This window comes from Actinomadura miaoliensis (assembly GCF_039536785.1).
Lineage (GTDB): Bacteria > Actinomycetota > Actinomycetes > Streptosporangiales > Streptosporangiaceae > Spirillospora > Spirillospora miaoliensis.
In genome coordinates this window covers 194247-220571 of record NZ_BAAAZG010000001.1, presented here as the reverse complement: position 1 = coordinate 220571, position 26325 = coordinate 194247, and the positions used below count along the sequence as shown (strand labels likewise).

At 67.7% G+C, this 26325-nt stretch carries 21 protein-coding genes and 2 pseudogenes; 15 read left to right on the top strand and 8 right to left on the bottom strand.

Annotated features, from left to right (window positions below; all coding sequences use genetic code 11):
- Window positions 1-112 precede the first annotated feature (112 nt).
- The 3 genes from ABD811_RS01030 (at window position 113) to ABD811_RS01020 (ending at window position 3064) form a co-directional block, all read left to right on the top strand.
- Window positions 113-994, top strand: coding sequence for a helix-turn-helix transcriptional regulator (locus ABD811_RS01030; RefSeq protein ID WP_344939409.1), 882 nt, complete (start codon window positions 113-115; stop codon window positions 992-994).
- 274 nt (window positions 995-1268) lie between these two features.
- Complete coding sequence (locus ABD811_RS01025) at window positions 1269-1823, top strand: dihydrofolate reductase family protein (RefSeq protein ID WP_344939407.1); 555 nt, start codon at window positions 1269-1271, stop codon at window positions 1821-1823.
- Between the two features lie 707 nt (window positions 1824-2530).
- Complete coding sequence (locus ABD811_RS01020) at window positions 2531-3064, top strand: GNAT family N-acetyltransferase (protein ID WP_344939405.1); 534 nt, start codon at window positions 2531-2533, stop codon at window positions 3062-3064.
- Window positions 3065-3294: 230 nt separating this feature from the next.
- On the opposite strand, the pseudogene ABD811_RS01015 reads toward ABD811_RS01020, so the two are convergent.
- Window positions 3295-4003, bottom strand: a pseudogene (locus ABD811_RS01015) (IS5 family transposase); the annotation flags it as partial.
- A gap of 803 nt (window positions 4004-4806) precedes the next feature.
- Here ABD811_RS01015 and ABD811_RS01010 point away from each other — a divergent pair.
- Entirely contained in the window at window positions 4807-5955 is a 1149-nt protein-coding gene (locus tag ABD811_RS01010) for a UDP-N-acetylglucosamine--N-acetylmuramyl-(pentapeptide) pyrophosphoryl-undecaprenol N-acetylglucosamine transferase (protein WP_344939404.1), read from the top strand.
- A gap of 330 nt (window positions 5956-6285) precedes the next feature.
- Here the strand turns inward: ABD811_RS01010 and ABD811_RS01005 are convergent, their stop codons facing one another.
- The gene (locus ABD811_RS01005) at window positions 6286-6468 is read right to left on the bottom strand and encodes a hypothetical protein (protein ID WP_344939402.1); all 183 of its coding nucleotides are present in this window, start codon (window positions 6466-6468) and stop codon (window positions 6286-6288) included.
- Between the two features lie 881 nt (window positions 6469-7349).
- On the opposite strand from ABD811_RS01005, the gene abc-f reads away from it, so the two are divergent.
- The 11 genes and pseudogenes from abc-f (at window position 7350) to ABD811_RS00950 (ending at window position 19858) form a co-directional block, all read left to right on the top strand.
- Window positions 7350-8984 carry a ribosomal protection-like ABC-F family protein gene (gene abc-f / locus ABD811_RS01000; protein ID WP_344939400.1) on the top strand — a complete coding sequence of 545 codons (1635 nt, stop codon included), beginning with the start codon at window positions 7350-7352 and terminating at the stop codon, window positions 8982-8984.
- A 78-nt stretch (window positions 8985-9062) separates the two neighbouring features.
- Window positions 9063-9257 (top strand): annotated as a pseudogene (locus tag ABD811_RS00995) (ATP-binding cassette domain-containing protein); the annotation flags it as partial.
- A gap of 298 nt (window positions 9258-9555) precedes the next feature.
- The gene (locus tag ABD811_RS00990) at window positions 9556-10716 is read left to right on the top strand and encodes an ATP-binding cassette domain-containing protein (RefSeq protein ID WP_344939398.1); all 1161 of its coding nucleotides are present in this window, start codon (window positions 9556-9558) and stop codon (window positions 10714-10716) included.
- A 506-nt stretch (window positions 10717-11222) separates the two neighbouring features.
- The gene (locus tag ABD811_RS00985) at window positions 11223-12935 is read left to right on the top strand and encodes a fatty acyl-AMP ligase (protein ID WP_344939397.1); all 1713 of its coding nucleotides are present in this window, start codon (window positions 11223-11225) and stop codon (window positions 12933-12935) included.
- Between the two features lie 48 nt (window positions 12936-12983).
- Window positions 12984-13247 carry a LysM peptidoglycan-binding domain-containing protein gene (locus tag ABD811_RS00980; protein ID WP_344939395.1) on the top strand — a complete coding sequence of 88 codons (264 nt, stop codon included), beginning with the start codon at window positions 12984-12986 and terminating at the stop codon, window positions 13245-13247.
- A gap of 45 nt (window positions 13248-13292) precedes the next feature.
- The gene (locus ABD811_RS00975) at window positions 13293-13559 is read left to right on the top strand and encodes an acyl carrier protein (RefSeq protein WP_344939393.1); all 267 of its coding nucleotides are present in this window, start codon (window positions 13293-13295) and stop codon (window positions 13557-13559) included.
- Window positions 13560-13562: 3 nt separating this feature from the next.
- Window positions 13563-14924: a B12-binding domain-containing radical SAM protein gene (locus ABD811_RS00970; protein ID WP_344939391.1), complete on the top strand. Its 1362-nt coding sequence runs from the start codon at window positions 13563-13565 to the stop codon at window positions 14922-14924.
- On the top strand, window positions 14921-15691 hold the full coding sequence (locus ABD811_RS00965; protein WP_344939389.1) for an SDR family NAD(P)-dependent oxidoreductase: 771 nt from the start codon (window positions 14921-14923) through the stop codon (window positions 15689-15691). Before ABD811_RS00970 ends, ABD811_RS00965 begins: the two co-directional genes overlap by 4 nt.
- Window positions 15684-18002: a molybdopterin oxidoreductase family protein gene (locus ABD811_RS00960; protein ID WP_344939387.1), complete on the top strand. Its 2319-nt coding sequence runs from the start codon at window positions 15684-15686 to the stop codon at window positions 18000-18002. Before ABD811_RS00965 ends, ABD811_RS00960 begins: the two co-directional genes overlap by 8 nt.
- A gap of 10 nt (window positions 18003-18012) precedes the next feature.
- Complete coding sequence (locus ABD811_RS00955) at window positions 18013-18939, top strand: alpha/beta hydrolase family protein (protein WP_344939385.1); 927 nt, start codon at window positions 18013-18015, stop codon at window positions 18937-18939.
- Window positions 18926-19858, top strand: coding sequence for a hypothetical protein (locus tag ABD811_RS00950; protein ID WP_344939383.1), 933 nt, complete (start codon window positions 18926-18928; stop codon window positions 19856-19858). The genes ABD811_RS00955 and ABD811_RS00950 overlap by 14 nt, the downstream gene beginning before the upstream one ends.
- A gap of 114 nt (window positions 19859-19972) precedes the next feature.
- Here ABD811_RS00950 and ABD811_RS00945 read toward each other — a convergent pair whose 3' ends face one another.
- From ABD811_RS00945 to ABD811_RS00920, 6 genes are all read right to left on the bottom strand, one after another.
- Window positions 19973-21037, bottom strand: a complete 1065-nt coding sequence (locus ABD811_RS00945) for a sensor histidine kinase (RefSeq protein ID WP_344939380.1) — start codon at window positions 21035-21037, stop codon at window positions 19973-19975.
- An 82-nt stretch (window positions 21038-21119) separates the two neighbouring features.
- Window positions 21120-21815 carry a response regulator transcription factor gene (locus tag ABD811_RS00940; protein WP_344939378.1) on the bottom strand — a complete coding sequence of 232 codons (696 nt, stop codon included), beginning with the start codon at window positions 21813-21815 and terminating at the stop codon, window positions 21120-21122.
- A gap of 139 nt (window positions 21816-21954) precedes the next feature.
- Window positions 21955-22929: a D-alanine--D-alanine ligase family protein gene (locus ABD811_RS00935; RefSeq protein WP_344939376.1), complete on the bottom strand. Its 975-nt coding sequence runs from the start codon at window positions 22927-22929 to the stop codon at window positions 21955-21957.
- Window positions 22926-23978, bottom strand: a complete 1053-nt coding sequence (alr, locus tag ABD811_RS00930; protein ID WP_344939374.1) for an alanine racemase — start codon at window positions 23976-23978, stop codon at window positions 22926-22928. The genes ABD811_RS00935 and alr overlap by 4 nt, the downstream gene beginning before the upstream one ends.
- 74 nt (window positions 23979-24052) lie before the next feature.
- A complete protein-coding gene (locus ABD811_RS00925) occupies window positions 24053-24646 on the bottom strand; it encodes a M15 family metallopeptidase (protein ID WP_344939372.1) in 594 nt (197 codons plus the stop codon).
- Window positions 24647-25157: 511 nt separating this feature from the next.
- Complete coding sequence (locus ABD811_RS00920) at window positions 25158-26231, bottom strand: TY-Chap domain-containing protein (RefSeq protein ID WP_344939370.1); 1074 nt, start codon at window positions 26229-26231, stop codon at window positions 25158-25160.
- Between the last annotated feature and the right edge of the window lie 94 nt (window positions 26232-26325).

Genomic DNA, 26325 nt, shown 5'->3' with positions numbered 1-26325 from the left:
TCGGGTTCGAGCCTCCTGCTCGTCCGAAGCCGTCACAAGCGGAGGATTCGATCCTGGGAGGCCACCATCCTGGGAGGAATTTCTCCCCCCGTGACCAGGCACGATCGGTGCCATGCTGGAGAGCATGACCGGCAACGCCGCCCTGAACGAGCTGGGCGAGTTCCTCAAGAAGCGCCGCTCGGAGCTGAGCCCCCGCACCGTCGGCCTACCCGAGACCGGTGGTCATCGACGGGTCAGCGGGCTGCGCCGTGAAGAGGTCGCCCAGCTCGCCGCGATCAGCACCGACTACTACACCCGTCTCGAACAGGGACGCATCCAGGCGTCGGCGCCCGTCCTGGACACCCTTGCCCGCGTTCTCCACCTGGACGACGATCAGCGGGCCTATCTCTTTCAGCTCGCGGGCAAGACCACCACCCGCGCCCGGCGCCGGGGCAGGCAGAAAGTGCAGCCGCAGCTGCAACGTCTTCTCGACGACCTCACCGCCACTCCGGCCCTGGTCCAGGGGCGGCGCGGCGACATCCTGGCCTGGAACTCGCTGGCCGCCGCCCTGGTCACCGACTTCTCCCGGCTTCCGGAAAAGCACCGCAACTATCCCTGGATCCAGTTCACCGACCCCGCGATGCGCACCCTGTACGCAGACTGGGAGACCTCCGCCCGCATCTCCGTCGCCCAGCTCCGCATGGAAGCCGCGAAATACCCTGACGACCCCCGCCTGATCGCGCTGGTCGGGGAACTGTCGATGCGCGACAAGCACTTCGCCCAGTGGTGGGGCGAGCACCAGGTCGCCTCCCGCACCGTCGGGACCAAGACGCTCAACCATCCGGTCGCGGGAGAACTCGTCCTGGACTGGGACACCCTCACCGCCAACACCGATCCCGACCAGCACCTGACCGTCTGGACCGCCAAGCCCGGCTCTCCCACCCACGACCGGCTGCGCATCCTCGCCTCCTGGGCCGCCGACCAGAACGTCCCCGCCTCCGACACCGTCACCTGACCTCACCCGGGCCGCCCCCGCCACAGCCGCCGATAACGAGCATGACCAGAGTCGTCCACCGATACGACGAGACGCCTCACCGTCCTCGCCCACGCGGGCTTCACCGGCCACGACTCCGACGTCCTGGAATCGGTACTGAGCGGCCTGGCCGTCCGGCACCCCAACGGCCCCGGCCCATCCGGAAAAGCACCGTTTGGCCAGCCTGCCTGCGATGAGTTCCGGCCCTCCATCAGGTCTCCACTCTGGACGACCGCTACGACCAAGGAGGAGTTTCATGGGCAAGGTCATCTACTGGATGAACACCTCGATCGACGGCTACATCGAGGGTCCCGGCGGCGGCATGAACTTCCTGGACCCGGCCGAGGACTACCACCAGGCGGCGAACGACCATGTTCGCCGGATCGCGGCGTTCCTGTTCGGGCGGCGGCTGTATGAGGCGATGGAAAAGCCCTGGACGCAGGACCTCGGCAAGGAAGGCGCCCCGGCCGTCGAGCGGGAGTTCGCCCGGCTCTACAAGGAGACGCCGCGGTACGTCTTCTCCGACACCCTCCAGACCGTCCCCGAAGGGGTCACGATCGTCCGTCGCAAGGACGCCGTGTCCGTGGTGACGCGCCTCAAACAGGAGATCGACGGCACCCTCCAGCTCGGCGGCCCCGAGCTGGCCGCCTCCCTGCTGGACCTGATCGACGAGTTCTGGGTGTACACGTTCCCCCTGATCGTCGGGGGCGGCAAGCCGTACCTGCCCGTGGGGAAGGAACTGCGGCTGCGCCTGGTCGAGCACCGTTCCTTCGCCTCAGGAATCATGTTCCAGCGCTACGTACGCCCCTGACCGAGCGGACCCCGGGCGTACCCACGAGGGGCCAGTGGCCGTACGCCCGTGCGCGATCCTGGACGAAGTGGCGCCCGGGTCACTGAACCATGACCTTTCGGCACTCACCTTGCACAGGTTCGCGCGAACATGTGCTTTCACCGAAGCACTCGTTGGAGGCGATCGCCAGGCTGTTCTTCCCCTCGCGTTCGGTCAGGACTGGAACAACAGTTCAGCGCCGCGCCGGTCCAGCTCCATGTATCCCAGTTCGTCGATGCAAAGCACGTCCACCCGCCCGTGGGCGGAAGATCGTCTTGGACAGCTGCTCATCGTCGGCAACCTCGACCAGCTCGTTGACCAGCTTGGCCGCGCGTACCGGCGGACGCCCGCAGCCTGAGGAGCGGGTTCTTGCCACCCCGCCCACGAAGTAGGGCCCGGCGTCGTACCACGACAAGACGCCGGGCCCAGCCATACCTCAGATAGATCAGAGGTACTGAACCCCACCCCGGAGATGGAGGGTCTCCGTGTTGCGGCCCGCCCGGTGTCCTTCTACCTCTACAGCCCTCCGATCCGCAGGCCCACCTGACGCAGGAGTGGTTCGCGTTCCCCGCCGGGGACCACGCGGTCCGCGCGGCGCCAAGGCCTGTTCCAGCAACGGAGGTCGGTAGTTGCAAGCACTCCAGAAAAGCCTTTGAGGCGCGTACGCGGCTGGTGCGACCATCTGGCCCGTGACCAAAGATGGCTCCAAGCAGATTTTCAGGCTGGTCGAGATACCCCCGCAGGCCATGTCTGCGCTCGCGGTCGATGACATCCCTGCGGCTTCTGCGGAGGTGGGAGTCTCTCTCACCGAGCACTTCGTGGGCGATGACTTGCGGGGCCTGTGGCGCTACCGGGCCGAACTCCGCCAGACTGCTCCCGACCAGCCCCAGGGCCGCGTGTGGGCGGTGGTGTCCGAACCCGATGGAAGAGTGGTCGGCCACGGCGGTTTTCATGCCCCGCCCAGCGACCAGGGGACCATCGAGATCAGCTATTCGGTGGACCCGGCCGCTCGCCGGCAAGGCTGGGGCAAGGCCATCGCGACCGAACTACTCCATCGAGCCACAGACGAGGGTGCCAGGACCATTCGAGCCTCGGTGTCCCCGGACAACGCCGCGTCCCTGGCGATCATCACCGCCATCGGCTTCCAGCAAACGGGCGAGCGATGGGATGAGGAGGACGGCCGCGAACTCGTCTTCGAACGGCCCGTCCCAGACAGACCGTAGTGGTCAGAGCCATCCGTTGATGCACGCGACGTGGGCGGGTTGCTTCGTAGCGGACGGCCTGGTCGCGATGGCCCGGTTGCGCTTGAGCCGGTTGGCGAACCCCACGGCATGCCGGTCGTGACAGCCAACCTCGCCGAGCTTGGGCGACCATCCACCTCACGATCCACGCTTGACCGGTGGGCAGCCTGGTCTCGCTTCTCCGAAATGCTGCACTTAGAGGTTCTAGAGAATCAGCGGACGAGGCGTCGCCAGCAGATGATCGCTGCGGCGAGGGTCATGAACGCCTTGTGGATGTCGTCGCGGATCTCCCAGCGGATGCGCAGGCGGCGGAACCAGTGCAGCAGGCCGATCGTGCGTTCCACGACGTAGCGCTGCACGCCCAGGCACCCGATCCGTGCGAGGTACCACGGCGGGCGATGACCGGTTTGATGCCCTTGGCCCATACCAGCCGCCGGTATTTGTCGTGGTCGTAGCCGCGGTTGGGCCTGGGCCGGCGGCGGGGCCGTCCGACCCGGCCTCGGACGGGCGGCACCGTCTCCAGCAGCGGCATCAGCCGGGTGACGTCGTTGCGGTTGCCGCCGGTCAACGCCAAGGCCAGGGGAATGCCGTGGCCGTCGGTCAGCACGTGGTGTTTCGAGCCCGGCCGGCCGCGGTCGACCGGGCTCGGCCCGGTTTTGGGCCGCCCTTGAGCGCCCGCACGTGCGAGCTGTCGATCATCGCCCTGGACCAGTCCAGACGCCCGGCGGCGTGCAGTTCTTCCAGCAGCAGCCGGTGCAGCCGGTCCCACACGCCGGCCTCATGCCATTCGGCCAGGCGACGTCAGCACGTCATCCCAGAGCCGAACCCCAGCTCCTGCGGCAGGTACTCCCGCCGGATCCCGGTATGCAGGACGAACAGGATCCCGCACAGCACCTTGCGATCGTCCAGCCGCTTGCGGCCGTCTTCCTCGGCTGCGCGGAGTAGGAAGTAGTCGGCTTCACCGATGAGGTCTTGCAGTTCTCCAGCCAGAAGTCGACGTCATCGGCGGCCTGGTCGGCGCGATTCGCCCACCGCAGCAGCGCGCGGCGTTCCTGCGTGGTTCGTGCCGGTGGCCCTTGGGGGGCAGGATGTCGGCAAGGATCTCTCGGCCTGCGCGACTGTCTGGTCGATGGTCAAGCTGTCCACGATGAGTCGTGGTGCGTCCGCCTCCTTCACCTCTGCGGCGATGTCCTGCCCGAGCGCCTTCATGCTTATCAGCACGTCGAGGTGACGGTCATCAACCCCGCAGGGCAAAGGTCACCAAAAACGCCCATGGCGAGGCGTGTCGATGGCTACCGGTGGCGTGCTGCTCGCCGCTGGACCAGCCCGTGCAACAGCATTGGGCTTTGATCGTCCGGGTTCTTCCCGACGGCGACGGGTGCGACAGAGTGGTACCCGTACGGCTGGTTCGACGTGCTCGGCCTCGGGAGACCGCAGATCGTCGTTCGGTTCTCGGGCATTTCGGACGACACCGAGGTGGCGCGGCACAGCATGTCGGTCGGCGGGAAGCCGTACATCGGGTGGGGCCTGGCGACGACCGGTCCCTGTGCTGACGGTTCACTCGTGGCGGCGTAGGTCCGAACGGCTTCGCGGCCGTGCCGGGGCCGGTTACTGTGGCTGCCTGATCACTGCATGCCGCTCCACTGTTACGCCGAGTGCCGGGAGCCTGCTTGAACGCCGCCACCAGTCCTGCCTCTCCTCAGGTTTCGCGCCGAGCACTCCGTATGGTCGTCACCGGTGGCGGCACAGGCGGCCACACTTATCCGGCGCTGACCACGGTGAGGACTCTGCAGGCTCGGCTGGCCGCCACCGGTGGGATGCTGGACGTCCTGTGGGTTGGCGCAGCCGACAGCCTGGAGTCGCGTGTGGCTGCGAGCGAGGGCATCGCGTTCGAGACTGTGGCGACGGGGAAGATCCGGCGGGCCGCGAACCCGCTGAAACTGGCGTCGCCGGCGAACGTGAGGGACATGGGGCGGGTGCCGCTGGGCGTCGCGCAGGCCCGCTCGATCATCGCCGGCTATGGCCCGGACGTGGTGCTGGCCACCGGCGGGTACGTCGCGGTCCCCGTGGGGCTTGCGGCCCGGATGTGTCGCCGTCCTCTGGTGGTCCACGAGCAGACCGTCCGGCTGGGATTGGCCAACAAGACCCTGGCCAGGGTCGCGGCCCGGGTCGCGGTGTCGTCGCAGTCCACGCTGGAGCTGTTGCCACCCGGCTTGCGGGCGGCCGCCGTGGTGACGGGCAACCCGGTGCGCCCGGAGGTTCTGACCGGCGACTCCCACAGGGCCGTCGAGATGCTGGACCTGCGCGGGTTCGACCCGCGTCGGCCGACGGTGTACGTCACCGGCGGCGCGCAGGGCTCCCAGCAGATCAACACCCTCGTCGCGGAGATCCTGCCGTGGCTGCTGCAACAGGCCAACGTGATCCACCAGTGCGGACCCGGCAACGTCGACACCCTGCGGCGTCGGACGGCGCAACTGTCGGCGGAGGCGGCGGGTCGGTACTTCCTGGCCGGGTTCATGGGACCGGAGTTGCCGGACGTCCTGGCGTTGGCGGACGTGGTGATCTCTCGTTCCGGGGCCGGAACGATCGCCGAGCTCACCGTGCTGGGCAAGGCCGCGGTGCTGATTCCGCTCGCGTCCTCGGCCGGGAACGAGCAGGCTCACAACGCCCAGCACCTGGCGGCTACGGGCGCCGCGGTGGCGTTGATGGGAGAGGTGTCGGCGGCGGACCTGCAGGCGGCTGTGGCGCCGCTGCTGACCGATCCCGGCCGCCGAGCGGCGATGGCCGCCCGGGCGCGTGACCACGGCCGTCCGGACGCGGCCGAGCGATTGGCGGACATCGTGCTCACGGCCGCCCGCACCGCCTTGGACTGACGGCCACGTTCGGCCGCCGCGTCCCGGTCTGTCGTGGGCGTGAATCAGGAGCGGGCTGGCTGGTGAGGGTCTGCGCCAGCAACTCGGCGACACGCAGCGCCGAGCCCGGCGAGCGAGGATCGTCTGGACGCGACCGGGCTGGTGCTCCGTCCGGCACGACGGGCGGACCAGGCGACGGGGCGCCGATGGCTGCAGTGGCTTGTGTCCGAACTGACCCCGGCCGGCCACCGACGCTGGGAGGAATTCGCTCACGAACTCGAGTCCAGTGCGACAGGTGGTTGTGCAGGTGACACGGGATCAGTCAGCCGGTCCTCACCGTGCCGGAAGGGTCTACCAGGTCCGGCTCGTGCACCACCGTCGAAGAACAGCCTTGCGCTGGGCGCGTTCGTCGTCGTGGGCGCGCTGCTCGGTGGCCTCGACCTCGGCCCGGGCCTGGACGACGATCTCGACGAGGTCGACGCACAGCTCCTCGATCACGGTGGTGAGCTGGTCGGCCAGCGGTCCGAGCACCACCTTTGCCTGCTCCAGGCGCGCCCGCCCGGACGCCCGCGCGACGGCCGCCTCCCGCTCCTCGCGGATGCGGTTGTACAGCTCACGGTGTTGGTCACTGCAGTACTTGGCAGTGGAACGGCGCCCACGCTGCAGCGCATCGCCGCAGTACTGGGCACGGGCGCCCCGGCCTCGATGGTCCGCCGCATGAGCTCGGCGGCGACCTCGGGAACAGCTGCCGGACGTTGACGCCGACCGCCGCCAGCCCTTCCGCAGGGGTGGTCTGGTCGAGGTCCGAGGGCCCGGTGAGCACGGTGACGATGCGTTCTTGGCGCTGGTTGCGTTCGCGGCTCACCGGCCGAGGCGGCGGATCTGGGTCCGCCGCGGCCGAGGCGGTGGCGGAGCATCATTCCTGGCGGTCTTGCGAACCTGGACGTCGACTGCTTCTCCTGCTCGGTCTCCGTCGTCGCGAAGAACGTGAACAGCAGCTTCCCTGATTCGGTCGGGTGGTGGCGGCCGGGCAGCGGCTCGTCGAGCATCTCCGGGACCAGGCCGCGCGGTGGGGTGGTCGACAAGATCGAACACATCCGAGCAGGTCCAGCGCGACCTGATCATTCCGACCGGCAATCTGCGCGGGTGGTCTGGCGAGGTCCTGACCGGGTGACCTCGTTGTGCCCGCGGTCCCGCGCGCCTGCTGTTACTCTGGTGGGGACGTTGATCGTTCGTAGGGGAGCCCAGACATGGTGGTGGACGACGACATCTCCGGGTGATACCCGGACCCGACAGGCCACCGGCCCGGTGCGTGGGAGCGCCGCCGACGTGGCCTTGCTGTCGTCCCCTCTTTCTCTTTGTCTGCTGCCGGGGCACGTGTGTCTTCCGTGCCCCCTTCCCACGAGGTCACCTCCATGTCCGACGCCTTCATCGTCTGCTCGAACCTGTCCTTCACCTGGCCCGACGACACTCCCGTCTTCCAGGACCTGTCCTTCACCGTCGGCTCCGGCCGCACCGGCCTCGTCGCGCCGAACGGCACCGGCAAGAGCACGCTGCTCAAGCTCATCGCCGGTGAACTGCGGCCCGGCACCGGGTCGGTCTCCGTGGCCGGCGCCCTCGGCTACCTCCCGCAGAACCTTCCCCTGGCCGGCGACCTCACGGTCGCCGAGGTGCTGGGCATCGCTGAGATCATCCAGGCCATCGACGCCGTGGAGTCCGGGGACGTCGACGAGGAGCACTTCACCACCATCGGCGATGACTGGGACATCGAGGAACGCACCCGCGCCCAGCTCGACCGCCTCGGCCTGGCCGACCTCACCCTGGATCGCAGCCTGAGCACCCTCAGTGGCGGCCAGGTCATCTCTCTCGGCCTTGCCGCCCAGTTGCTGAAGCGGCCCGACGTGCTGCTGCTCGACGAGCCCACCAACAACCTCGACCTCGACGCCCGGCGCAAGCTTTACGACGTGCTGGAGGACTTCAAAGGCTGCCTGCTCCTGGTCAGCCACGACCGCGCCCTGCTCGACCGCATGGAACGCATCGCCGAACTCGAGCGCGGCGAACTGCGCTTCTACGGCGGCAACTTCACCGAGTACGAGGAGGCGGTGCGGGCCGAGCAGGAAGTCGCCGAGAAGAACGTCCGCCACGCCGAGCAGGAGCTGAAGCGGGAGAAGCGGGAGATGCAGCAGGCCCGCGAGCGCGCCGAACGCCGGCAGAGCAACGCCGCCCGCAACCTGAAGAGTGCCGGACTGCCCCGTATCTTCGCCGGCAACATGAAGCGGGGCGCGCAGGAGTCCGCGGGCCGGGCGGGCCAGATGCACGCCAACCGGGTCAGCGAGGCGAAGGCCCGGCTGGACGAGGCCGGGCGTGCGCTGCGCGAGGAGCAACGCATCACGCTGGACCTGCCGGACACCAACGTGCCCGCCGGACGCAACCTGTTCCTCGGTCGGCACCTCAACGTCCGCCTCGGCGACAGGGAGGTGTTCGCCGGTGAGGGCGTCGACCTGACCGTCCGAGGCCCGGAACGCATCGCGCTGACCGGTCCCAACGGTGCCGGCAAGAGCACACTGCTGCGTCTGCTCAACGGCGACCTGACACCACAGAGCGGCGAGATCAAGCGGGCCGACGGCCGCATCGCCTACCTCTCGCAGCGCCTCGACCTGCTGGACGTCGACCGGACGGTCGCCGAGAACTTCGCCGACTACGCCCCGGAGCGGCCGGAGGCCGAGCGGATGAACCTGCTCGCCCGCTTCCTCTTCCGGGGGCCTCGCGCCCATCTGCCCGTCGGGGTGCTCTCCGGAGGCGAACGGCTGCGCGCCACCCTGGCCTGTGTCCTGTGCGCGGAACCGGCTCCGCACCTGCTGCTCCTGGACGAGCCGACGAACAACCTCGACCTGGTCAGCGCAGGCCAGCTGAAGAGCGCCCTCAACTCCTACCAGGGGGCCTTCGTGGTGGTCAGCCACGACGAGCCGTTCCTGCGCGAGATCGGCGTGAACCGGTGGCTGCGGCTGGCCGACGGCGAGCTGAAGGAGACGGGGGCGCCTGAGGTGTGAGCCGCCGGCGTGTCGACCTGGCCCGTGTCCGAGGCATGCCGCCCCACGGACCGAGCACCGATCACGTTGGACGGACCCATGCCTCAGCCCGCTCTGCTCGCCCACGACCTCGTCCACACCCTCGGCAACCGACGGCTGTTCGACGGTCTCTCCCTGACCGCCTCGCCCGGGCACCGCATCGGGCTGATCGGGGAGAACGGCGTCGGGAAGTCGACCCTGCTGCGCCTGCTGGCCGGGACGGACGAGCCCGACGCCGGCAGCGTCACGCGCCCGCCCGACCTGGGCTTTCTTCACCAGGAGATGCCGTATGACGCCGACGCGACGATCGCCGACGTGCTCGACGACGCCCTGCGCGAAGCCAGGGAGGACCTCGCCGAGCTGGAATGGCTCACCGAGCAGCTCGCGCGGACCGCGCAGGACGCGCCCGAGTACGCGGGCCTGCTCGAGACCTACGGCAGCCGGCTGGAACGGGCCGAGGAACGAGAGGCCTGGGACGCCGACCGACGTGCCGCGCTCGTGCTCGACGGCCTCGGCCTTGAGGCCCTCGGACACGACCGGACGCTCGGGTTCGTTGTCCGGCGGGCAGCGCGGTCGGCTCGCGCTGGCCGCGCTGCTGGTCCGGCGGCCCTCCGCGCTGCTGCTGGACGAGCCGACCAACCACCTCGACGACGGTGCCGCCGCCTTCGTCGAGGACCAGGTCCGCACCCTGCCCGGGGTCGTCGTGGTGGCCAGCCACGACCGGGCCTTCCTGGACGCCGTGTGCACGGACCTGATCGACCTCGACCCCGCGATGGACGGCCCCGTCCGCTACGGCGGCAACTACAGCGCCTACCTGGCCGAAAAACGCGCCGAGCGGGACCGCTGGGAGCGACGCTGGGCCGAAGAACAGGAGGAAATGGTCGCGCTGCGGGTCTCCGCCGGTGTCACCGCGCACCGCGTCGCACCGGACCGGGGACCGCGCGACAACGAGAAGATGGGCTACGGCCACCGCGCCGGCCGGGTGCAGAGCCAGATCTCCCGGCGAGTGCGCGACGCCACCCGCCGTCTGGAGGATCTGGAGCGCTCGCAGGTCGGCGAGCCCCCGAAGCCGCTGCGGTTCGCGAGCACACCGCTCGCCGCACCGGCGGCGGAGGGCGACGAGCCGCTGGTGTCCCTGGATGACGTACGGGTGCCGGGCCGGCTCGCACCGGTGAGCGTAAAGGTGTCGGCGACCGATCGTCTGCTGGTCACCGGTGGGAACGGGACCGGGAAGTCGACTCTGCTGGCCGTTCTCGCCGGACGGCTCGTACCCGAGGGCGAGGTGCGGCGGCGGCGCGGACTGACCGTGGGACTGCTCGCCCAGGACACCGTTTTCGACCGGCCGGACCGGTCCGTCCGGGACACCTATGAGCTGACGCTGGGCGCCGAGCGGGCCGAGGCGGTGCCGCTGGGCTCGCTCGGTCTGCTGCACGAGGCGGACCTGGACAAGCCGGTCGGCCGACTCTCGGTCGGACAGCGCCGGCGGCTCGCGCTGGCGCTCCTCGTGGCGCGCCCGCCGCAGTTGCTGCTGCTCGACGAACCCACCAACCACCTGTCGCCGCGCCTGTGCGACGAGTTGGAGGCGGCGCTGGGCACCGGCCCCGGCGCGATCGTGCTGGCCAGCCACGACCGCTGGCTTCGAGAACGCTGGCGGGGACGGGAGATCCGGCTCGGCCTCAACCGCGAGCACCCAGCCACGACCCTGGAGCCCTAGTACTACAGCCCGCCACCGTCGCCAGGGCGGAGGTATTCCAGGGCCGCTGAATAGGGGAGCGACCATAAGGAAGCGCCGGGCGGTATGTGCCACGAACCCGCAGATAACGGGCTCCGATGGTCTCGCGGTGGGTTGACCACAAAGCTGCACCTGGCCGCCGAACAAGGGTAGAGCCGCTGTGCTGGTGATCAATGCAAGGCACTGGAAGAAATGCCGTATTTCCGGCGGTCCTGGAGGTCCCTCCATTCGATTCGGGGGCATAGCCCGACCGTTCGGGGATCCGATCACACCGCAGCCCGATCACACACAGGCAGACAGCGCCAGCGTGCGCGCGGCCTGAATGCCTACCTCTTGTTCTGGTGGGCGCACGGAAAAGGTTTACTGGAGTTTACCCTGCACTACCCAAGCTCGACCATCGCAATAGTTACCGCGTCGCTGGTCAGCTGCTAACTTGATCCTCATCCGAGAGGTGGCAGTTGATGCCGCGGATGTAGCGTCGGGGCGTCATGGTTCCCGATCAAGTGGCTGTGCAACGCCGTAAAACGTGGGGTTGGAGGTCGCCAATCAACGGAGAAACGGTCGGCGAAGTCCTGACCTTGCTCGACAGAGATGACCGGGCAGTCACCTTCATCGGCGGCGGCAAAACACAGATCACTTTCAAGGAACTGTCCGCACTAACGGATGACCTGGCGGCTCGGTGGGGCGGCCTTGGCCTGCGCCAGGGCGATCGCGTTGTGCTCATCCTGACCGATGAACAGGAATTCGTACTGTCACTCCTGGCTGCAATGCGGGCGGGAATCATCGCGGTTCCGATCTATCCGCCGTTTGTGCTGAGCCAGCGGGACGCCTATCTCGAGGGGATCCGGCGGATCTGCCGTGTGTCCATGGCGGCCTGCTGCGTGGTCAGCGCGGCGGTGCACGAGGCATTGCGTCGGATGGAGCTACCGTGCCCGGTCGAGACCTACGAGGCTCTCACCGCCGCGTCGCCGGGCGGCATCGGCATACCCCGTCCAGCGGACCCAGCGCTAATCCAGTTCACCAGCGGAAGCACCGGCGACCCCAAGGGGGTCGTGGTGAGTAACCGATCGCTGGTGCGGCACACCGGGCGACTGGCGCGGACGTTGCGCGTCGACGGGGCCGCCGACCGCGCGCTCAGCTGGCTGCCGCTGTATCACGACATGGGACTCATCGGGAAGCTGCTGGTGGCAGTGGTCACGCAAACCAGTACCTGGTACATGTCGCCGTTGCGCTTTGCGCGCGACCCGATCGGATTCCTGCGAATGATGACAGAGATCGGTGGCACCATCTCATTCGCACCGAACTTCGCCTACGGCCTGCTTGCACGGTGCGCCACCGACGGGGCGCCGGCCGGGCTCGATCTGTCGGCGTGGCGGGTGGCGGGATGTGGCGCCGAGCCGATCGACGCCGACACTCTCCGCCGGTTCGCCGCCGCCTATGCCCCTGTAGGGTTCCGGCCGAAGGCTCTCCTCCCCTGTTATGGCCTGGCCGAGGCGACCTTAGCCGTGTGCGTCTCCCCGGCTGGGCGTGGCATGACGGATCTCACGGTCGATGGCGACCGGCTGGTGGCCGATCGGATGGCGGTGCCGGTGCCAACGGACGCGCCAGGCGCGAAACGGCTTGTCTCCAGCGGCCGACCAATGCCCGGCACCCAGGTACGCATCGTCGACTCGGACGGCCGCGACGTCCCGGACGGCACCGAGGGCGAGATCATCGTGAACAGCGATCATCTCGCGTCGGGCTACTTCGCCGACGAGGAGTCCACGGCGCAGACCTGGCGGAACGGTTGGCTCTGGACCGGTGACACGGGTTTTCTGCACGAGGGAGAGCTCTACGTCACCGGTCGCAGCAAAGACCTGATCATCGTCAACGGGCGGAACTACCAGCCGCACGACATCGAACGCGCTGCCGAGCAGGTCGACGGCGTGCGGCCGAGCAACGTCGTCGCGCTCGCCGGCCCGCACGGGGACACCGAGGCCGTGCGCCTGGTCTTCGAGGCGCAGACATATCCGCCAAAGCCCGAGTTGGCCGCCGATGTGGCCCAGGTGGTACGGCGGCAGTTCGCAGTCCCCATTCGGGATATTACCGTGGTGCGTAAGGGCGCACTACCCAAAACCAGTTCGGGAAAGATCCGGCGGCGGCACACGGCGTTGCTGCTCAATGAAGGGCGACTTTCCGTTGTCGCCGTAACTCGATCGTGATGACCCTATACCGAGCATCGATTCTGGATCACGATGACGGAGGTCTCCATGACGCGTCCCAGGCCGACCATCGGTCAGAAATACACAACTCAAGCCGGCGACACGATCACTGAGATATCGTTTGTGGCATATGGCGACGCACGCCGCTATGCCGAGTTGGCACTGCACAACGCGGATGTGCCGGGATTCAATGCCGCGCGCGTGATAGCGGGTCTCGAAATCGACATTCCCGAGCCGGACTATCTGCCGATGCCGCGCGGCGTCGGTGGTATGCGCGGCGGCATAGGCAAATCCTTCACCATGCGCCGATAGTCCGGCATCCGCCGAAAACACCCACGCTCGGCAAAGGGCGAATGAATGAGAAACGAAGACATGGTACTCGAAACCATCCAGCGGGTGGTGTCCGAAGTGGCCAAGATCCCAGCATCTGAGCTCCGCCTGGATGGTCCGGTGACCGGCTTGGTGAACGTGGACTCCATTGTCCTCATGGAAATCGTCGCCAGGGCCGAGCTCGCACTCGACATCGAGATCGATGAGGAGCTGCTGTTCAGCATCGACACGGTGGGGGACTTCGTCGCGGAATGTCAGCGACTCGTCGCCGATCGCGTTCCGGCGGAGAGGTGACCAATGACGCGGAACCGTAAGTTGCTTTTGATCTCGCCGCGGGCGACGTTCTTCGGACGCAATCCCGGCCATCAGCAGTTCAAGCGCGATTCCCGTGAATTTCAGTTCTTCGACTACACGTGGACTGGGTTCGCCACCGGCCTGATGATCGTCGGATCGCTGACCCCGCAGCACTACGACATACGGTACATCGACGAGAACATCGAGCCGGTCGACTTCGACGCGGACGCCGACCTGGTCGCGCTGACGGGAATGACGGCGCAGGCCGACCGAATGTATGAGATCGCCGCCGAGTTCCGCGCTCGCGGGGTGCCGGTCGTCGCCGGCGGCCTGCACGCCAACCTCATACCAGGTGAGGTCGCCCAGCACGTCGACGCGGTTTGTGTTGGAGAGGCGGAGGCATTGTGGCCGCAGGTGCTGCGCGACTTCGAACGCAATGAACTGAAGCCCGTCTACCGCCAGCGCGGGCGGGCCGACCTCACCGCGATGCCGCGCCCCCGGTACGAGCTTGCGCAACAGCGTTACTACCCGAGCATCTGGGTGGAGACTTCCCGGGGGTGCCCGCATACCTGCCGGTTCTGCGCGGCGACCATCCGGTATCGCGACAAACTGGGGCACAAATCTGTTGATCAGGTGATCGACGAGGTTCGCTTCGTGCGGGAGCGGTGGGACAACCCCTACATCCTGTTCTCTGACGACAATTTTGTGGTCGACCGTGCCCGCACCCGTGAACTGCTGCGCCGCCTGATCCCTCTCGGCATCAAATGGAGTGGGCAGTCGGACGTATCCTTCTACAAGGATCCCGACATCTTGGAGCTGATGCACGAAAGCGGCTGCATGATGATGCTCATCGGCTTCGAGAGCGTCTCGACAGAAACTCTGGACGGCATCGACGAGCGAAACTGGAAGCTGCGATCGATGGCGAAGTACATCGAAGCCGTTAAGGTCATCCAAGATCACGGCATCGGTGTGTACGGCGCCTTCACGCTGGGCCTCGACACCGACACGAAGGACTCCTTCGCCGCGACCTCAGAATTCGTCAAGGACAACTATCTCGCCGGTATCCAGGTTTCCTGCGTCACGCCCTTCCCCGGTACCCCGCTGCGGCAGGACATGGAGCGGGAGGGGCGAATCCTGCCGGACAGACCCTGGTCGTACTACACCGTCTTCGATGCGGTCTACCAACCCAAGAACATGACTCCGGAAGAACTCGAGGAAGGCACGCTGAGTGTCTACCGCAGCTTCTACAACCGCGAGTTCTCGCTACGGAAGACCCGGCACTTCAAGGCCATCTACAAGAACCTCGTCAAAAAGCAGGTGGAGCGCGAGGCCGCGCTGGCGACCTCAGGACGGAGCATGGTGTGACCGCGGTGGTCATCGGCTCCGGTGGCATCGGGGCCGAAGTGGTACGCGATCTGCGGCGGCGGGGTCAGAAGGTGGCCGTCGGCTGGCACCGCAGCGCTGCCGTGGCGACAGAACTCTCGGTGCCCGGATTCCAGGTCGACGTCACTGATCTGGCGTCCTGCCGACAGCTGCTCGCCGCGGTGGCGCGCCAGGTCGGGCCGGTGACCGCGGTCGTGAACTGCTTCGGCGCGGTCGAGGAGGCCCCACTGCTCCGCGTCGAGTCACCGGATGTCGACCGGCTGATCGACCTCAACCTCACCGGTGTCGTGAACGTCTGCCGGGCCGCCGCCTTCCGGATGATGAAGGCCGGGGGCGGAAGCATTGTGACCATCGGTTCTGCCGCGTCCATGGTCGGCGTGCCCGGGTTGGCGGTGTACTCCGCGACCAAGGCGGCCCTCGCTGGCTTCGGCCGCAGCCTCGCCGCTGAGCTCGCGCCGTTCCGGATCACCTGTAACACCGTGCTACCCGGTTTCATCGACTGCGGCGCGACGGCGGAATTCTCACCGGCCCGCAAGAAGGTGCTCGAACGACACATCCCGCTGAAGCGACTCGGTGCCCCGGCCGAGGTGGCGGCGCTGGTGGCCTACCTGATCTCGCCGGACAGCCGATATGTCACCGGTCAGCAGTTCGTCATCGACGGTGGCTGGACCCTCGGCACCGCAACGCTGACGCACGATCTCAATGAGGAGGTCCTCGACGAGGCCGGGGACGGAGCACGGCATGGATGAACCGACCAAGCAGACCCTCTGCACCTTCTGCGGTGTGGTCGACCAGGTCACGATCACGCCCGGTCGGCGCGTCAAAGCGACCGGAAGCCTCGGGGTCTGCGTCAAGGGCGCCCACTACTTTCAGAAACATCTGAGCTCTCGTCCCCGGGACGTGGCCCGGCTCACCAGCCCCATGCTGCGATCTCCGTACGGATGGGAACGCGTCTCGTGGGACTACGCCATCGATATGGCGGCCGACTCGATCCTGGCCGACCGGCAGGAGTTCGGCCGCGACTCCATCGGCTGCTACGGCGTCGGCCAGATGACGATGGAGTCACTGTGGGTGGCCAAGAAGTTCTTCCAGGGCCACCTCGGCACGAACAACATCTGCTCCAACGCCGAGCAGTGCCTGGCCAACAACGCGGGCGGCCATGAGCTGGTGTTCGGCAACGAGGGGCCGTTCTCCTGCTACGACGACTACCGCCACGCCGAGGCCATCTTCTTCTACGGACATAACCCGGCGATCAATCACCCGACGGTGTTCCAGCGGTACGTCCGTCAGAACAAGAGCGCGGTCAAGGTGGTCATCGACCCGCGCCGCACCGACACCGTCGACGTGCTACTGGCCGAGAGCCCGCACAATATCCACCTGCCCGTCCGCAGCGGCAGCGACGTGCTGCTCAACTGCGCCATCGCTCGCTATCTGCTGGATGAGGACGCCTGGGATCACGACTTTGTGGCGGCGCAAGTGGAGCCGGCCAGCGCCGCCGAATTTCTCCGGCTGCTGCGCGAGGGGCCATACTCCATCGACGACGTCGTGCCGCGTATCACCCCGGCGGGGATGTTGGCTGATGACATGCGTGACCGGCTGTTGCGGGCGTGCGAGCTGTGGAAACGCGAGCGGGTGGTGACGACCAGCTCCGTGGGGATCAATCAGACGGTGGGCAGCACCGGCGTTGCCTCGATACTCAACCTCCATTTGCTGACCGGCGACATCGGTGCCCCGGGACGCGGCCACGTCCGGTTGGCAGGGCAGTCGAACGCGTCGAGCGAGCTGGCCATGGGCTACTCCGGCCGCTTGCTGCCCTTTCGCATGCGCATCACCGAAGCGGGGCACCGGGCGGAAATGGCACGGATCTGGGGGGTGCCGGCCTGGCGGATCAACCCGACGCCCGGCTTGCCGGTGGCCTCGTTCGCGACCTCCGAGCGCCTGCGCACCCTGTTCATCTTCGGCACCAATCCCGCCCGGAATTTCCCCGACCTGGCGCGCTGGCGGGAGAAGATGATGGATCTCAACATCGTTTACGTCGACTCGTACTACAACCCGGAGATCCTCGAGTACGCCGACATCGTGTTGCCCTGCCGGACCAAGCACGAGACGGCGGGCATCTTCTTGAACGGTGAACGGCGGCTGCAGTTCATGGAGCCGGTCGAAGAGCCTCCGTTCGACGCCTGGAGCGACGTACGCATCATCTGCGAGATCGCCCGCCGGATCGCCCTCCACCTTGGCGAGGCCGACCCCACGCTCAGCCCGGAACGGGGCACCTCCGCGACAAGCCCGGGGGAGGCCGAGGTTGAGGAGTGGGTCGCCAAAGGGAACGTGGACCTGTCAGCCCGGACGCTCGACGCAGCGTTCAGCTATCCGGTGGACGGGCAGGGGGAGCCGCTGAGCGAGGCCGTGTGGCAGGAGATCCTGGCGGCCTCCCGCGGCTTCTACAACGAATTCGTCGACGGCGACGGCGTCCCCATCGACTTCGACCGGATCCGATCCGGAGAAGGCGTCCAGTGGCAGGGGCGCCGTCGATACGTCGCGGAAAGCGGTGACAACCGGCCACTGTTCTCGGGTGTTTTTCGCGCGGACCGCCGCCGGGCGACCTTTCATATACCGCCGCCTGAACGCCTCATCCCATTCACGGAACGTGGCGATGGCGGCTTCGTGCTGATCACAGGTCGTGGCGCGATGAGCAGCGGGAGCAGCGGCAAGGGGCAACGCCGGAACAACACCGCCATGTTCAACTCCTCGACCGCGACCGGCGTCGAGAATTGGCCGGAGCGCAACAGCGTGTACATCAATCCGCGCGACGCCCGGCGGCTGTCCGTCGCAACGGGCTCACGGGTGACGCTGCGCAACGACCGCGGTGAGATCACATGTCCGGTCGAGGTCAGCGACGACGTTCCGGCAGGCCACGCCTACCTCACATTCCATCCGGACCGCGCCGGGACCCATCCGAATTTCCTGACGAGTTCCGACAAGATAGATCCGCAGACCTGGCAGCCTCTGCTGAAAGACACCCGCGTCGACCTGATCCCGATAAGCGATGCCACCAAGTGAGGCGACCGGCTTGCTGGCGCCGCTGCGCTACCCGATTCGGCAGTTCCGCCGCTTCGCCTACCCCGAGCCGGGCGCCGACTTCGAGGATCCGGCCGACTACGGCCTCGAACCCGAATCCTTCGAAGTCGTGACGACCGACGGCGTCCGCTGCCGCGGCTGGCTGTTCACCCCGAAAGAGCCGTGGGGGGTCGTCATCATCTGCCACGCTCGTAGCGCGGGCAAGTCACGCACCCTTCGGCAGGCCAGGCTGCTGTGGGAGCGCGGATTGGCGGTCGCGACATTCGACTTTCGGGGCTGCGGGGACAGCGCCGCGCCGCCGCGCCGCGCCCGGCGAAGCCTGCGGGCACCATTGCGCGATCTGGAGGCCGTGGCGCGGCACGTCTGCCGGCGGTTCGCGGCTGATCCGCGTACTTCCGGCCGGGTCGCGCTGTTGGGGTGCTCCTTCGGCGGCAACATGGTCATCGCGCATGCCGGACACGCGGACCGTACCTACCCCGCGATCATGCTTGATTCCACGCCGCTGGTCCACTGGGCGGACATGCTCGGTGCACTGCTCGCCCGGGAGCGCCGGGACGCGCGCTTCCCGCGCGCCCGCGCCGTCGCCGACCGGCTGGTCATCTGCTCGGTGGTGGCCTGGACCAGGGCCGAAGCCCTCTATCGCCACGCGCGCAGGTCCGTGCGCCGGCTGGCCAGGACGAAGGCGCTGCTCGTCATCGGTACGCGCGACACGCTCTTCGACGTCGAAGAGAGCCACCGCTTCCTCTCCGCCTACTACGCAGGCGACACCGAGACCTGGCGCGTGCCGCGCGGGCGCCACCTGACCAACCATGTGGTCGATCCCGAGGCGTACGCCGCGCGGATCGTCACGTTCCTCGCTTCGGCCTTCGAGGAAGCCGAGCGTCGTCCGCAAAGCGGAGAGATCAATGCCGGTATCTGACCGCGAGTCGCGCTGGGATCTGGTCGACTCGATCGTCTCGGACCGGAGTACGAGCCTGCACATCCCAGATCTGGATGCGGGATTCGGCCTGCAGATCCGTACGATGGTCGGCCTGTCCGTCCCGTCCATGTACGAGGAGTTGGCTCGCCACGTCGACGTGGCGGCCCTACGCCGACGGGGCCTGAGCTCCGCCGTCACATTCGCCGAGTTCGAGCGGCTTGCTCGTCCGCTCGCGGTGGCGGCGCCACTCCACACGCGAGTGGAGACCAGGCAGTGCGAGCTGTCCGGACATGGGCTCGGGCATCCAGCGGCGCGCCTTGGTTTCGGCATCCAATACACCTTCAGCTCACCCGGCGGCCGCGGCGATCCACTTCGTTACCGCGAGATCACCGATCCGCAGCCGGCGCCTCGCGGACGCGGTCGCCTTCTGCTTACGCTGATCCGGCCATTCGTTCCTCGGCGCGAGCGCCTGGTGACAGAGACACCTAAGGAGACAGGTCACCTCCGGGTGCACCGTCTGGACGCGCCGCATCCGACCGTGAAATCACTCGGTGCGGTGTCGGCCGAACACCGTCAGATCGACTTTCCCGCCTCCGAACATCGTGGATTCTTCGGCCGCCACCACACCGATACGAACCAATCCGTTTTCACCGGTGACTACCTCTCGGTGATGGTAGATCACGCAACCACCCTGCTGGGTGTTGCCGGGCTGCCGGTAGGTCGGCACAGCGTCGAGCGAATCGCGGCCGTGTTCAAGGCGCCGTTCTCGGCAGGTGCCGAGTATGTGATACGAGCCCGCCTCTACGGCGATGGCGACAGTACCGTCGCACTGGTGGGCCTCCACGCAATCCTGAACGGTAGACCGACCCTGCGCCCCGCAGTGTTCGGCCGTATCGAAGGAACTATGGACGCCGGATAGGGGCAGGGCCTGACTGTGCTTTCCCTCGTAACGTGGAGACCGGAACCATAGAGATGGTTCTCTCACGGGAGAAAAGGGACGCCGGTTTGATTTAAACCGACCGCATCAAGGGATCTAGCAGGCCCGGCTCGGGGAGGATGCCTGTTGAGATACCTCCGCGTGTTCCCTCGGGAGTCGGATGGTGACGTGGAGGCCGCCGGTGGGGCGGGGTGTGAGGGTGAGGGTTCCGTTGTGTGCTTGGACGATGCTGTGGACGATGGCCAGTCCGAGGCCGACACCGGCGTGTTCGTTGGTGCGGGTGCGTTGGGTTCCGCGTTGGAAGGGTTCGGTAAGGGTTGGTACCAGGTCGGGTGAGACGGGTTGGCCGGTGTTGTCGACCCGCAGCACGCTCGCGTCGTGCTGCGATTCGGTGTGGATGGTGACGGTGCCGCCGGTGGGGAGGTTGTGGACGATGGCGTTCTGGACGAGGTTGGTCACCATTCGCAGGATGAGTTCGCTGGAGCCGAGGGTTTGTGTTTTGTCGCCGGTGACATTGAGGGTGATCTGGCGTTTTTCGGCGAGGGGGAGCAGTGTTTCGGTGGCTTGTTCGGCGATGAGGGACAGGTCGACGGGTTCGCGGGTGAAGTTTTTGCGGTCGGCGCGGCTGAGTAGCAGGAGGGCTTCGGTGAGCTTGATCGCTCGCGTGTTGACGGTGTGGAGGCGTTCGATGAGTTGGTCTTGGTCTCGGGTGGGGTCGTTGCGGGCGGCGTCGAGGATGCTTTGCGAGATGGCCAGTGGGGTGCGTAGTTCGTGGGAGGCGTTGGCGGCGAATCTCTGCTGCCTGGTGACGTGGGATTCGAGTTGTTCGAGCATGGCGTCGAACACGTCGGCGAGTTCGCGGAATTCGTCTTTGCGGCCTGGTAGCCGGATTCGATGGGACAGTGATCCGTTGGCGGCCATCCGTGCCGCGTCTGCGATCCGGGTGAGGGGGGCGAGCATCCGGCCGGCGAGGATCCATCCTCCCAGGAGACCGAACACCAGCAGGAAGGCCAGTGCTTGGGCCGCGCGGGGGGCGAAGGCGCGCAGGAGGTCGGAGCGGCCGGGTATGAACCGCGGAGGCAGCGCCCCGTGCCTGCCGCCCCACGGCCCGGTTACGAGTGCACTGTCGGGTACGTAGCGCAGCAGGAACACCCACACCACGGCCAGTAGGAGAGCGCCGGTGAGCAGGAGGAATCCGGCGTAGCTGAGGGTGAGTTTCAGTCGGGCGCTGAGTCCTGGGGGTCTATTCATGAGTGCTGCCAGGGTGGGTGGTGTCCGTGCTGGTGTTGATGCGGTAGCCGACGCCGGGCACTGTGGTGATGAGGCATGGTTCGCCGAGTCGTTTGCGTAGTGCGGAGACGGTGATGCGGACGGCGTTGGTGAAGGGGTCGGTGTTGGCGTCCCAGGCTCGTTCGAGGAGTTCTTCGGCGCTGACGACGCCGCCTTCGGCGGCGGCGAGGACTTCGAGGACGGCGAACTGTTTGCGGGTGAGGGCGATGTAGCGTCCGTCGCGGAAGACCTCTCGGCGGAAGGGGTCCACTTTCAGGTCTGCGATTTCGCGGACTGGGGGGCGGGCGTGTGCGCGTCGGCGGTCCAGCGCTCTCAGGCGTAGGACGAGTTCGCGAAGGTGGAATGGTTTGGTGAGGTAGTCGTCGGCGCCGAGTTCGAATCCTGAGGCCTTGTCGTCGATCCGGTCGGCGGCGGTGAGCATGAGGATCGGCATGCCGCTGCCGGAGGCGACGATGTGTTTGGCGATCTCGTCGCCGGAGGGGCCGGGGACGTCGCGGTCGAGGACGGCGATGTCGTAGGTGTTGATGCCGAGCAGTTCCAGAGCGGTGTCGCCGTCGCCTGCGATGTCGGCCGCGATCGCCTCCAGGCGTAGGCCATCGCGGATGGCTTCGGCCATGTAGGGCTCATCCTCCACGATCAGAACGCGCATGCCTGAAGGCTAAGCAGCACGGCATATCGTCGGCATATGCAAACCGGGCACGCCCCACCGGCCCGGTGACCGCGATCTCCTCTGCCTTCGCGGCGTCTGCCCAGCCTTGTCGGGCCGGTCGGGCCATGGCTTCACACGTTCACCCCGGGCTTGTGGGTGCGGGCACGGTGGCGCCGTCGACCAGGCGTGCGACCAGCTGCTCGTAGGGCAGTCCGGCGGCGGCGAACATTCTCGGTACCTGGGAGGCGGCCGTCATTCCCGGCATCGTGTTGACTTCGTTGAGGACGGGACCGTGGTCGGTGAGGAAGAAGTCGATGCGGGCGACACCGGCGCAGCCGAGGGCGTCGAACATCCGCAGCGCCGCCCCGGTCAGGGCCGCCCGGTCTGCGCCGTCGATGTCGGCGGGCACACTGAACCGGGCTGAACCGTCGTACTTCGACCGGGTGTCGAACAGGCCGCTGGTCTGGATCTCCAGCGGCGGCGACGCCCATCGACGGCCATCGGCTTCACGCAGGACGGCCACGTCGATCTCCCGGCCCTCGACGACGTCCTCGATCAGGATCCGGTCGTCGAATCGTGCCGCACAGCGCAGCGCTTCGCGTAGCTGGGAGGCGTCACGTGCCAGGGCGACACCGTAACTCGACCCGGCCGAGGCAGGCTTCACCACCACATCGGTCTTGAACTCGATGTCGGCGCTCTCTGCCGCCGCCACCAGTCGGCCGGGGGCGGTGTGGATTCCGACGGCCTCCGCCACGAGCTTGGTCGTCCACTTGTCCATGCCAACAGCTCCGGCGCGCAGGCCCGAGCCGACCATCGGCGTGTGGGTGAGGGCGCACAACGCCGCGAGGGTCCCATCCTCGCCGGACGGGCCGTGGACGGCGGGGAACACGACGTCGGCGCGTTCGATGACGCTCAGTGCCGCCGCCAGGGAACTGAGGGCCTGCGAGCCGAGCGCATCCGCTCCTTGGCGCCACGTCCCGTCGCGGTCGATGGTCAGCTCGTCAACGTCGAATCCGCTGGAACGCAGCGCCTGTGCGACCGCTGTGGCAGTGGCCAGGGAGACGTCGTGCTCGGCGTTCTGGCCGCCGCCGATCACCACGATTCGCCGTGTCATGCGATGCTCCTTCTCACACGCGGCCCGATGCCGGTGACGATGGTGTGCGGAATGGTCCGGGCCCAACGAGCCCAGTCCTGGATGGTGGGGGTCGCGCCCCCGTCCGGGCCGAACACGGTCGCGGACGTGCCGACCGGGAAGGACGCGGCACCGGTATCGATCACGATCTGGTCCATCGAGACCCGTCCGACGACCGGGAAACGGCGCCCGCGGATCTCAACGCCGGCCTGGGGCGACAGCTCTCGCGGGATCCCATCGGCGTACCCGACGGGGAGGACGCTCAGATGGGTGGCACGATCGGTGACATACGTGCCGGCGTAACCGACCGGCGTGCCGGCCGGCGCCGCCGTGGTGTGCACGATCGGCGCGGTCAGACGGGACGCGCCGTGCATCTCCACGGTCCCGGAGGGATCGATACCGACCAGTCCCGCCCCGACACGGACCATGCCGAAATGAGTCGCCGGGTCGGTCATCGTTCCCGACGTGGCCGCGAGATGGGCAATCGGCGAACCGAGACCCGCCGCCCGGACCGCCTTCAGCGCCTCGTGCATACGAGCAACCGCCGGTGCGTTCGCCGCGGGGTCGGCCCGGTCGGCCAGCGGAAGATGCCCCATGACGCCCACGACGCGGACCCTCCGAGCGTGTTGACCACGCCGGGCGAGACCGATCAGTTCGTCCCACTGCCCGTGGGGGCAGCCGCCACGGGACATTCCGGTGTCCACATGTAGATGAACCCGCACCGTCGACGCGGCCTGCGCAAGGAGTGCGCCGAGCTCGTCGACCGAACCGACCGCGACATCGACCCTGGTGGCTGCCGCCGCCTCAGCGTCGATCCCGGAGGGGTGCAGCCAGGTGAGGATCGGCACCGCCAACCCCGCGGCGCGCAACGCACAAGCCTCCGCGACACTCGTCGTCCCGAGCCACCCCGCACCGGCGGCAACAGCGGCTTTGGCGACCGTGACGGCGCCGTGGCCGTAACCGTCGGCTTTGACCACGGCCATGATCGTGCTTCGGGTCCGCGCACGAATCCGCGCCACGTTCGCGGTCACCGCCACAGGAAGCGTCTGCAAGGTCGGCGGTCGAAAGGTACCTGCCCGGCGGTGAAGCGCGACCGGGACACGATTCACGGCCGCCTCCTCGGGTCCTCAGTCGCACACATCGGCGGACGACTGTCGTCGACAGCATCGGGACGCGGTTCGTAACGCCAAGACTCATCGCCATAGCGCCCGTACGCGGCACCGTGCTCAGACAGCCAAGCCACGGCACCCGGATGCGGCAGCCGGACCGGGGCGACCGTGCGGTACTCGAAGTGCCACCACTCGTTGTCGTAGACCCGGTAGAGCCCGTACCGCCCACCGTGCCGTTCGAGCCACCGCGCGCCCTCGGTCGGCCGGACGTCGAGCGCGAGCCCCCGCACGTGGCTGGACTCCTCCGGCGGCAGCACCCGGCGCCGCGCCGCGGACACCGAGCCGGTGCGCCGCACCTCCGCGGTGAAGATCCGGTGCTGTTCCGCCGCGTCGCGATATCCCGAGGTGAGGCCGATCAGCTGCCCGTCGCGCCAGAACGCCTCGGCCCGCGCGTGCGTGAACGCCGCCAGCGTTTCCGGTGCCAGCCCGCGGAGATCCTCGGCGGGGAAGCGCAGGCCCAACGCCCACTGGCAGGCCAGGAAGCGGGCGCGGCCCGGTGCGCGGCAGAAGGCGACCGGCACCAGCAGCACCGCGACGAGCCGAGTCGCGGTCGCGAGGACGCGCGCCTTGATCGCCAAGAGTGAATCGGCCACGACTCACCGCCATAGGGCCGGGGCGTGGGCAGGGCCCGGGACGGCCAGAGCCGGGGTAGGCCTGCGATCGCGCCAGTGGCGATCGCCGAGCCGATACCGCCCGCCCGCACTTCGGCGGGAATGCCGACCGGCCGATCTGCGACGCTGGTGTACACCGAGGATCGCCGGGCGGACGAGCACGATCCTGCGCGTATGACTTGCTGGCGCTGACAGTGATGCGCTGTGGTTCATGCCTCTACTGAAGGCGGAAGTCTGTTGCGGTGCCGTATGCGATTTTCGATACGCCCGCGATACACCGAATCGGGGGCTCGGCCGGCCTCGGAAAAAGTCGCGTCAGATGGCCGCCCCGGCTGACGCTGGCCCAGTCCGTTGTTCCGGTGCCCTGTGTGAGGCTCCTCCCGCTCCACTCGGCGGACATCACCGGTTCCTGGCGTGTGGTAAGGCCGATCTACGTTTGGGCGTCGCCACGTGCGATGCCCAAACGGGGCAGGTCCAGGTGGAGTTGTCCCTCGCGGTGTGTCAGCGTCCCGTCGTAGGTCAGCTCGGCCGGACCCACCTGCAGCATCTGCAGGGCGCTGACGAGCATGTGCGCCGCGGTGGCTGCATCTTCTTCGGCACTGTCCATGGCGCCGGGGAAGCGCCGCTGCCACATCCCGCTGTTCGAGTGCCAGCCCAGTGCGGCCAGCCGATCCGTATCCGCCAGGGTGGGGTCGTTGAACAGGCCGGTGGCCTCGATCCGCAGGTCGGCCCCCTCGTTCCATGCCTGGACCAACCGGCGCGGATCCCGGCCGGACTGCAGATGCAGGATGAACCGCGCGGGGAAGCACGGGGCATCCTCGGTGAGTTTCTCCAGCGCGCGGGCCAACTCCTCCTGGAAGGTGTCCCACGTCACCGGCCCGGTGGGCTCGGCGGGTGGCAGATCTGCGGAGGCGGCGGCGCGCCACGGGTCCTGTGCGGTGGTGTGGTCGGCCCGGTCACCGCGCCACACCTCCAGACGGGTCTGGTCTCCGGCCAGGTGAACCACCAGGGTCGTGGTGGCGCGTCGCCACAGCGCCCAAGGACCCGGCCCACCCCACATCGTCACCGGCCCCAAAATCTCCTCGACAAGCGGGCAGATCTCACGCCAGGCCTGAACCTCCTCGAAGAGTTCACCGTCGCTGGCCACGGTGACCTCCAGCTCATGGAACTGGTCGGGGTCCACCTTGGCGGCGTACACGGTGACCAGCCCAAGCGGCTGGCCCGCATCGACAAACCGGTGGACGTACGGAAACTCCGACCAGGACGGGGGCTCGTAGTCCGGCTGATCGGAATACCACGCCCACCCGAGCTGCGCACAGACGCGGTCCAGGTCGTCACGCCGCCAGGCGCCCCAGTCCACCTCGATCAGTCGGCGCACCAGCGCGCGCAGCGCATCGTCGTCCAAGCGGTCGAAGGGGACGATCCACTCCCTGTCCTCGTCCTCCCAGTCGTCGCCGAGTTCCCCGTCCAGTTCGTGTGGATTGCTGTGGCTCACATCCGTCATGACACGGCACCGTAGTTGATCAGCTGTCCTTTTTCCTCGGCAATGTGGTTGCGGGACGCGGCAGGACGCTCAGGGCGCGGGTGAGAGCTGCCCG

What these genes read in the sequence shown, in the direction of transcription:
- ABD811_RS01030 (WP_344939409.1), top strand. Translation starts at nt 113, where the DNA reads ATGCTGGAGAGCATGACCGGCAACGCCGCCCTGAACGAGCTGGGCGAG.
- ABD811_RS01025 (WP_344939407.1), top strand. Translation starts at nt 1,269, where the DNA reads ATGGGCAAGGTCATCTACTGGATGAACACCTCGATCGACGGCTACATC.
- ABD811_RS01010 (WP_344939404.1), top strand. Translation starts at nt 4,807, where the DNA reads ATGGTCGTCACCGGTGGCGGCACAGGCGGCCACACTTATCCGGCGCTG.
- abc-f (WP_344939400.1), top strand. Translation starts at nt 7,350, where the DNA reads ATGTCCGACGCCTTCATCGTCTGCTCGAACCTGTCCTTCACCTGGCCC.
- ABD811_RS00985 (WP_344939397.1), top strand. Translation starts at nt 11,223, where the DNA reads ATGGTTCCCGATCAAGTGGCTGTGCAACGCCGTAAAACGTGGGGTTGG.
- ABD811_RS00980 (WP_344939395.1), top strand. Translation starts at nt 12,984, where the DNA reads ATGACGCGTCCCAGGCCGACCATCGGTCAGAAATACACAACTCAAGCC.
- ABD811_RS00975 (WP_344939393.1), top strand. Translation starts at nt 13,293, where the DNA reads ATGAGAAACGAAGACATGGTACTCGAAACCATCCAGCGGGTGGTGTCC.
- ABD811_RS00970 (WP_344939391.1), top strand. Translation starts at nt 13,563, where the DNA reads ATGACGCGGAACCGTAAGTTGCTTTTGATCTCGCCGCGGGCGACGTTC.
- ABD811_RS00960 (WP_344939387.1), top strand. Translation starts at nt 15,684, where the DNA reads ATGGATGAACCGACCAAGCAGACCCTCTGCACCTTCTGCGGTGTGGTC.
- ABD811_RS00950 (WP_344939383.1), top strand. Translation starts at nt 18,926, where the DNA reads ATGCCGGTATCTGACCGCGAGTCGCGCTGGGATCTGGTCGACTCGATC.
- ABD811_RS00940 (WP_344939378.1), bottom strand. Translation starts at nt 21,815, where the DNA reads ATGCGCGTTCTGATCGTGGAGGATGAGCCCTACATGGCCGAAGCCATC.
- ABD811_RS00935 (WP_344939376.1), bottom strand. Translation starts at nt 22,929, where the DNA reads ATGACACGGCGAATCGTGGTGATCGGCGGCGGCCAGAACGCCGAGCAC.
- ABD811_RS00920 (WP_344939370.1), bottom strand. Translation starts at nt 26,231, where the DNA reads ATGACGGATGTGAGCCACAGCAATCCACACGAACTGGACGGGGAACTC.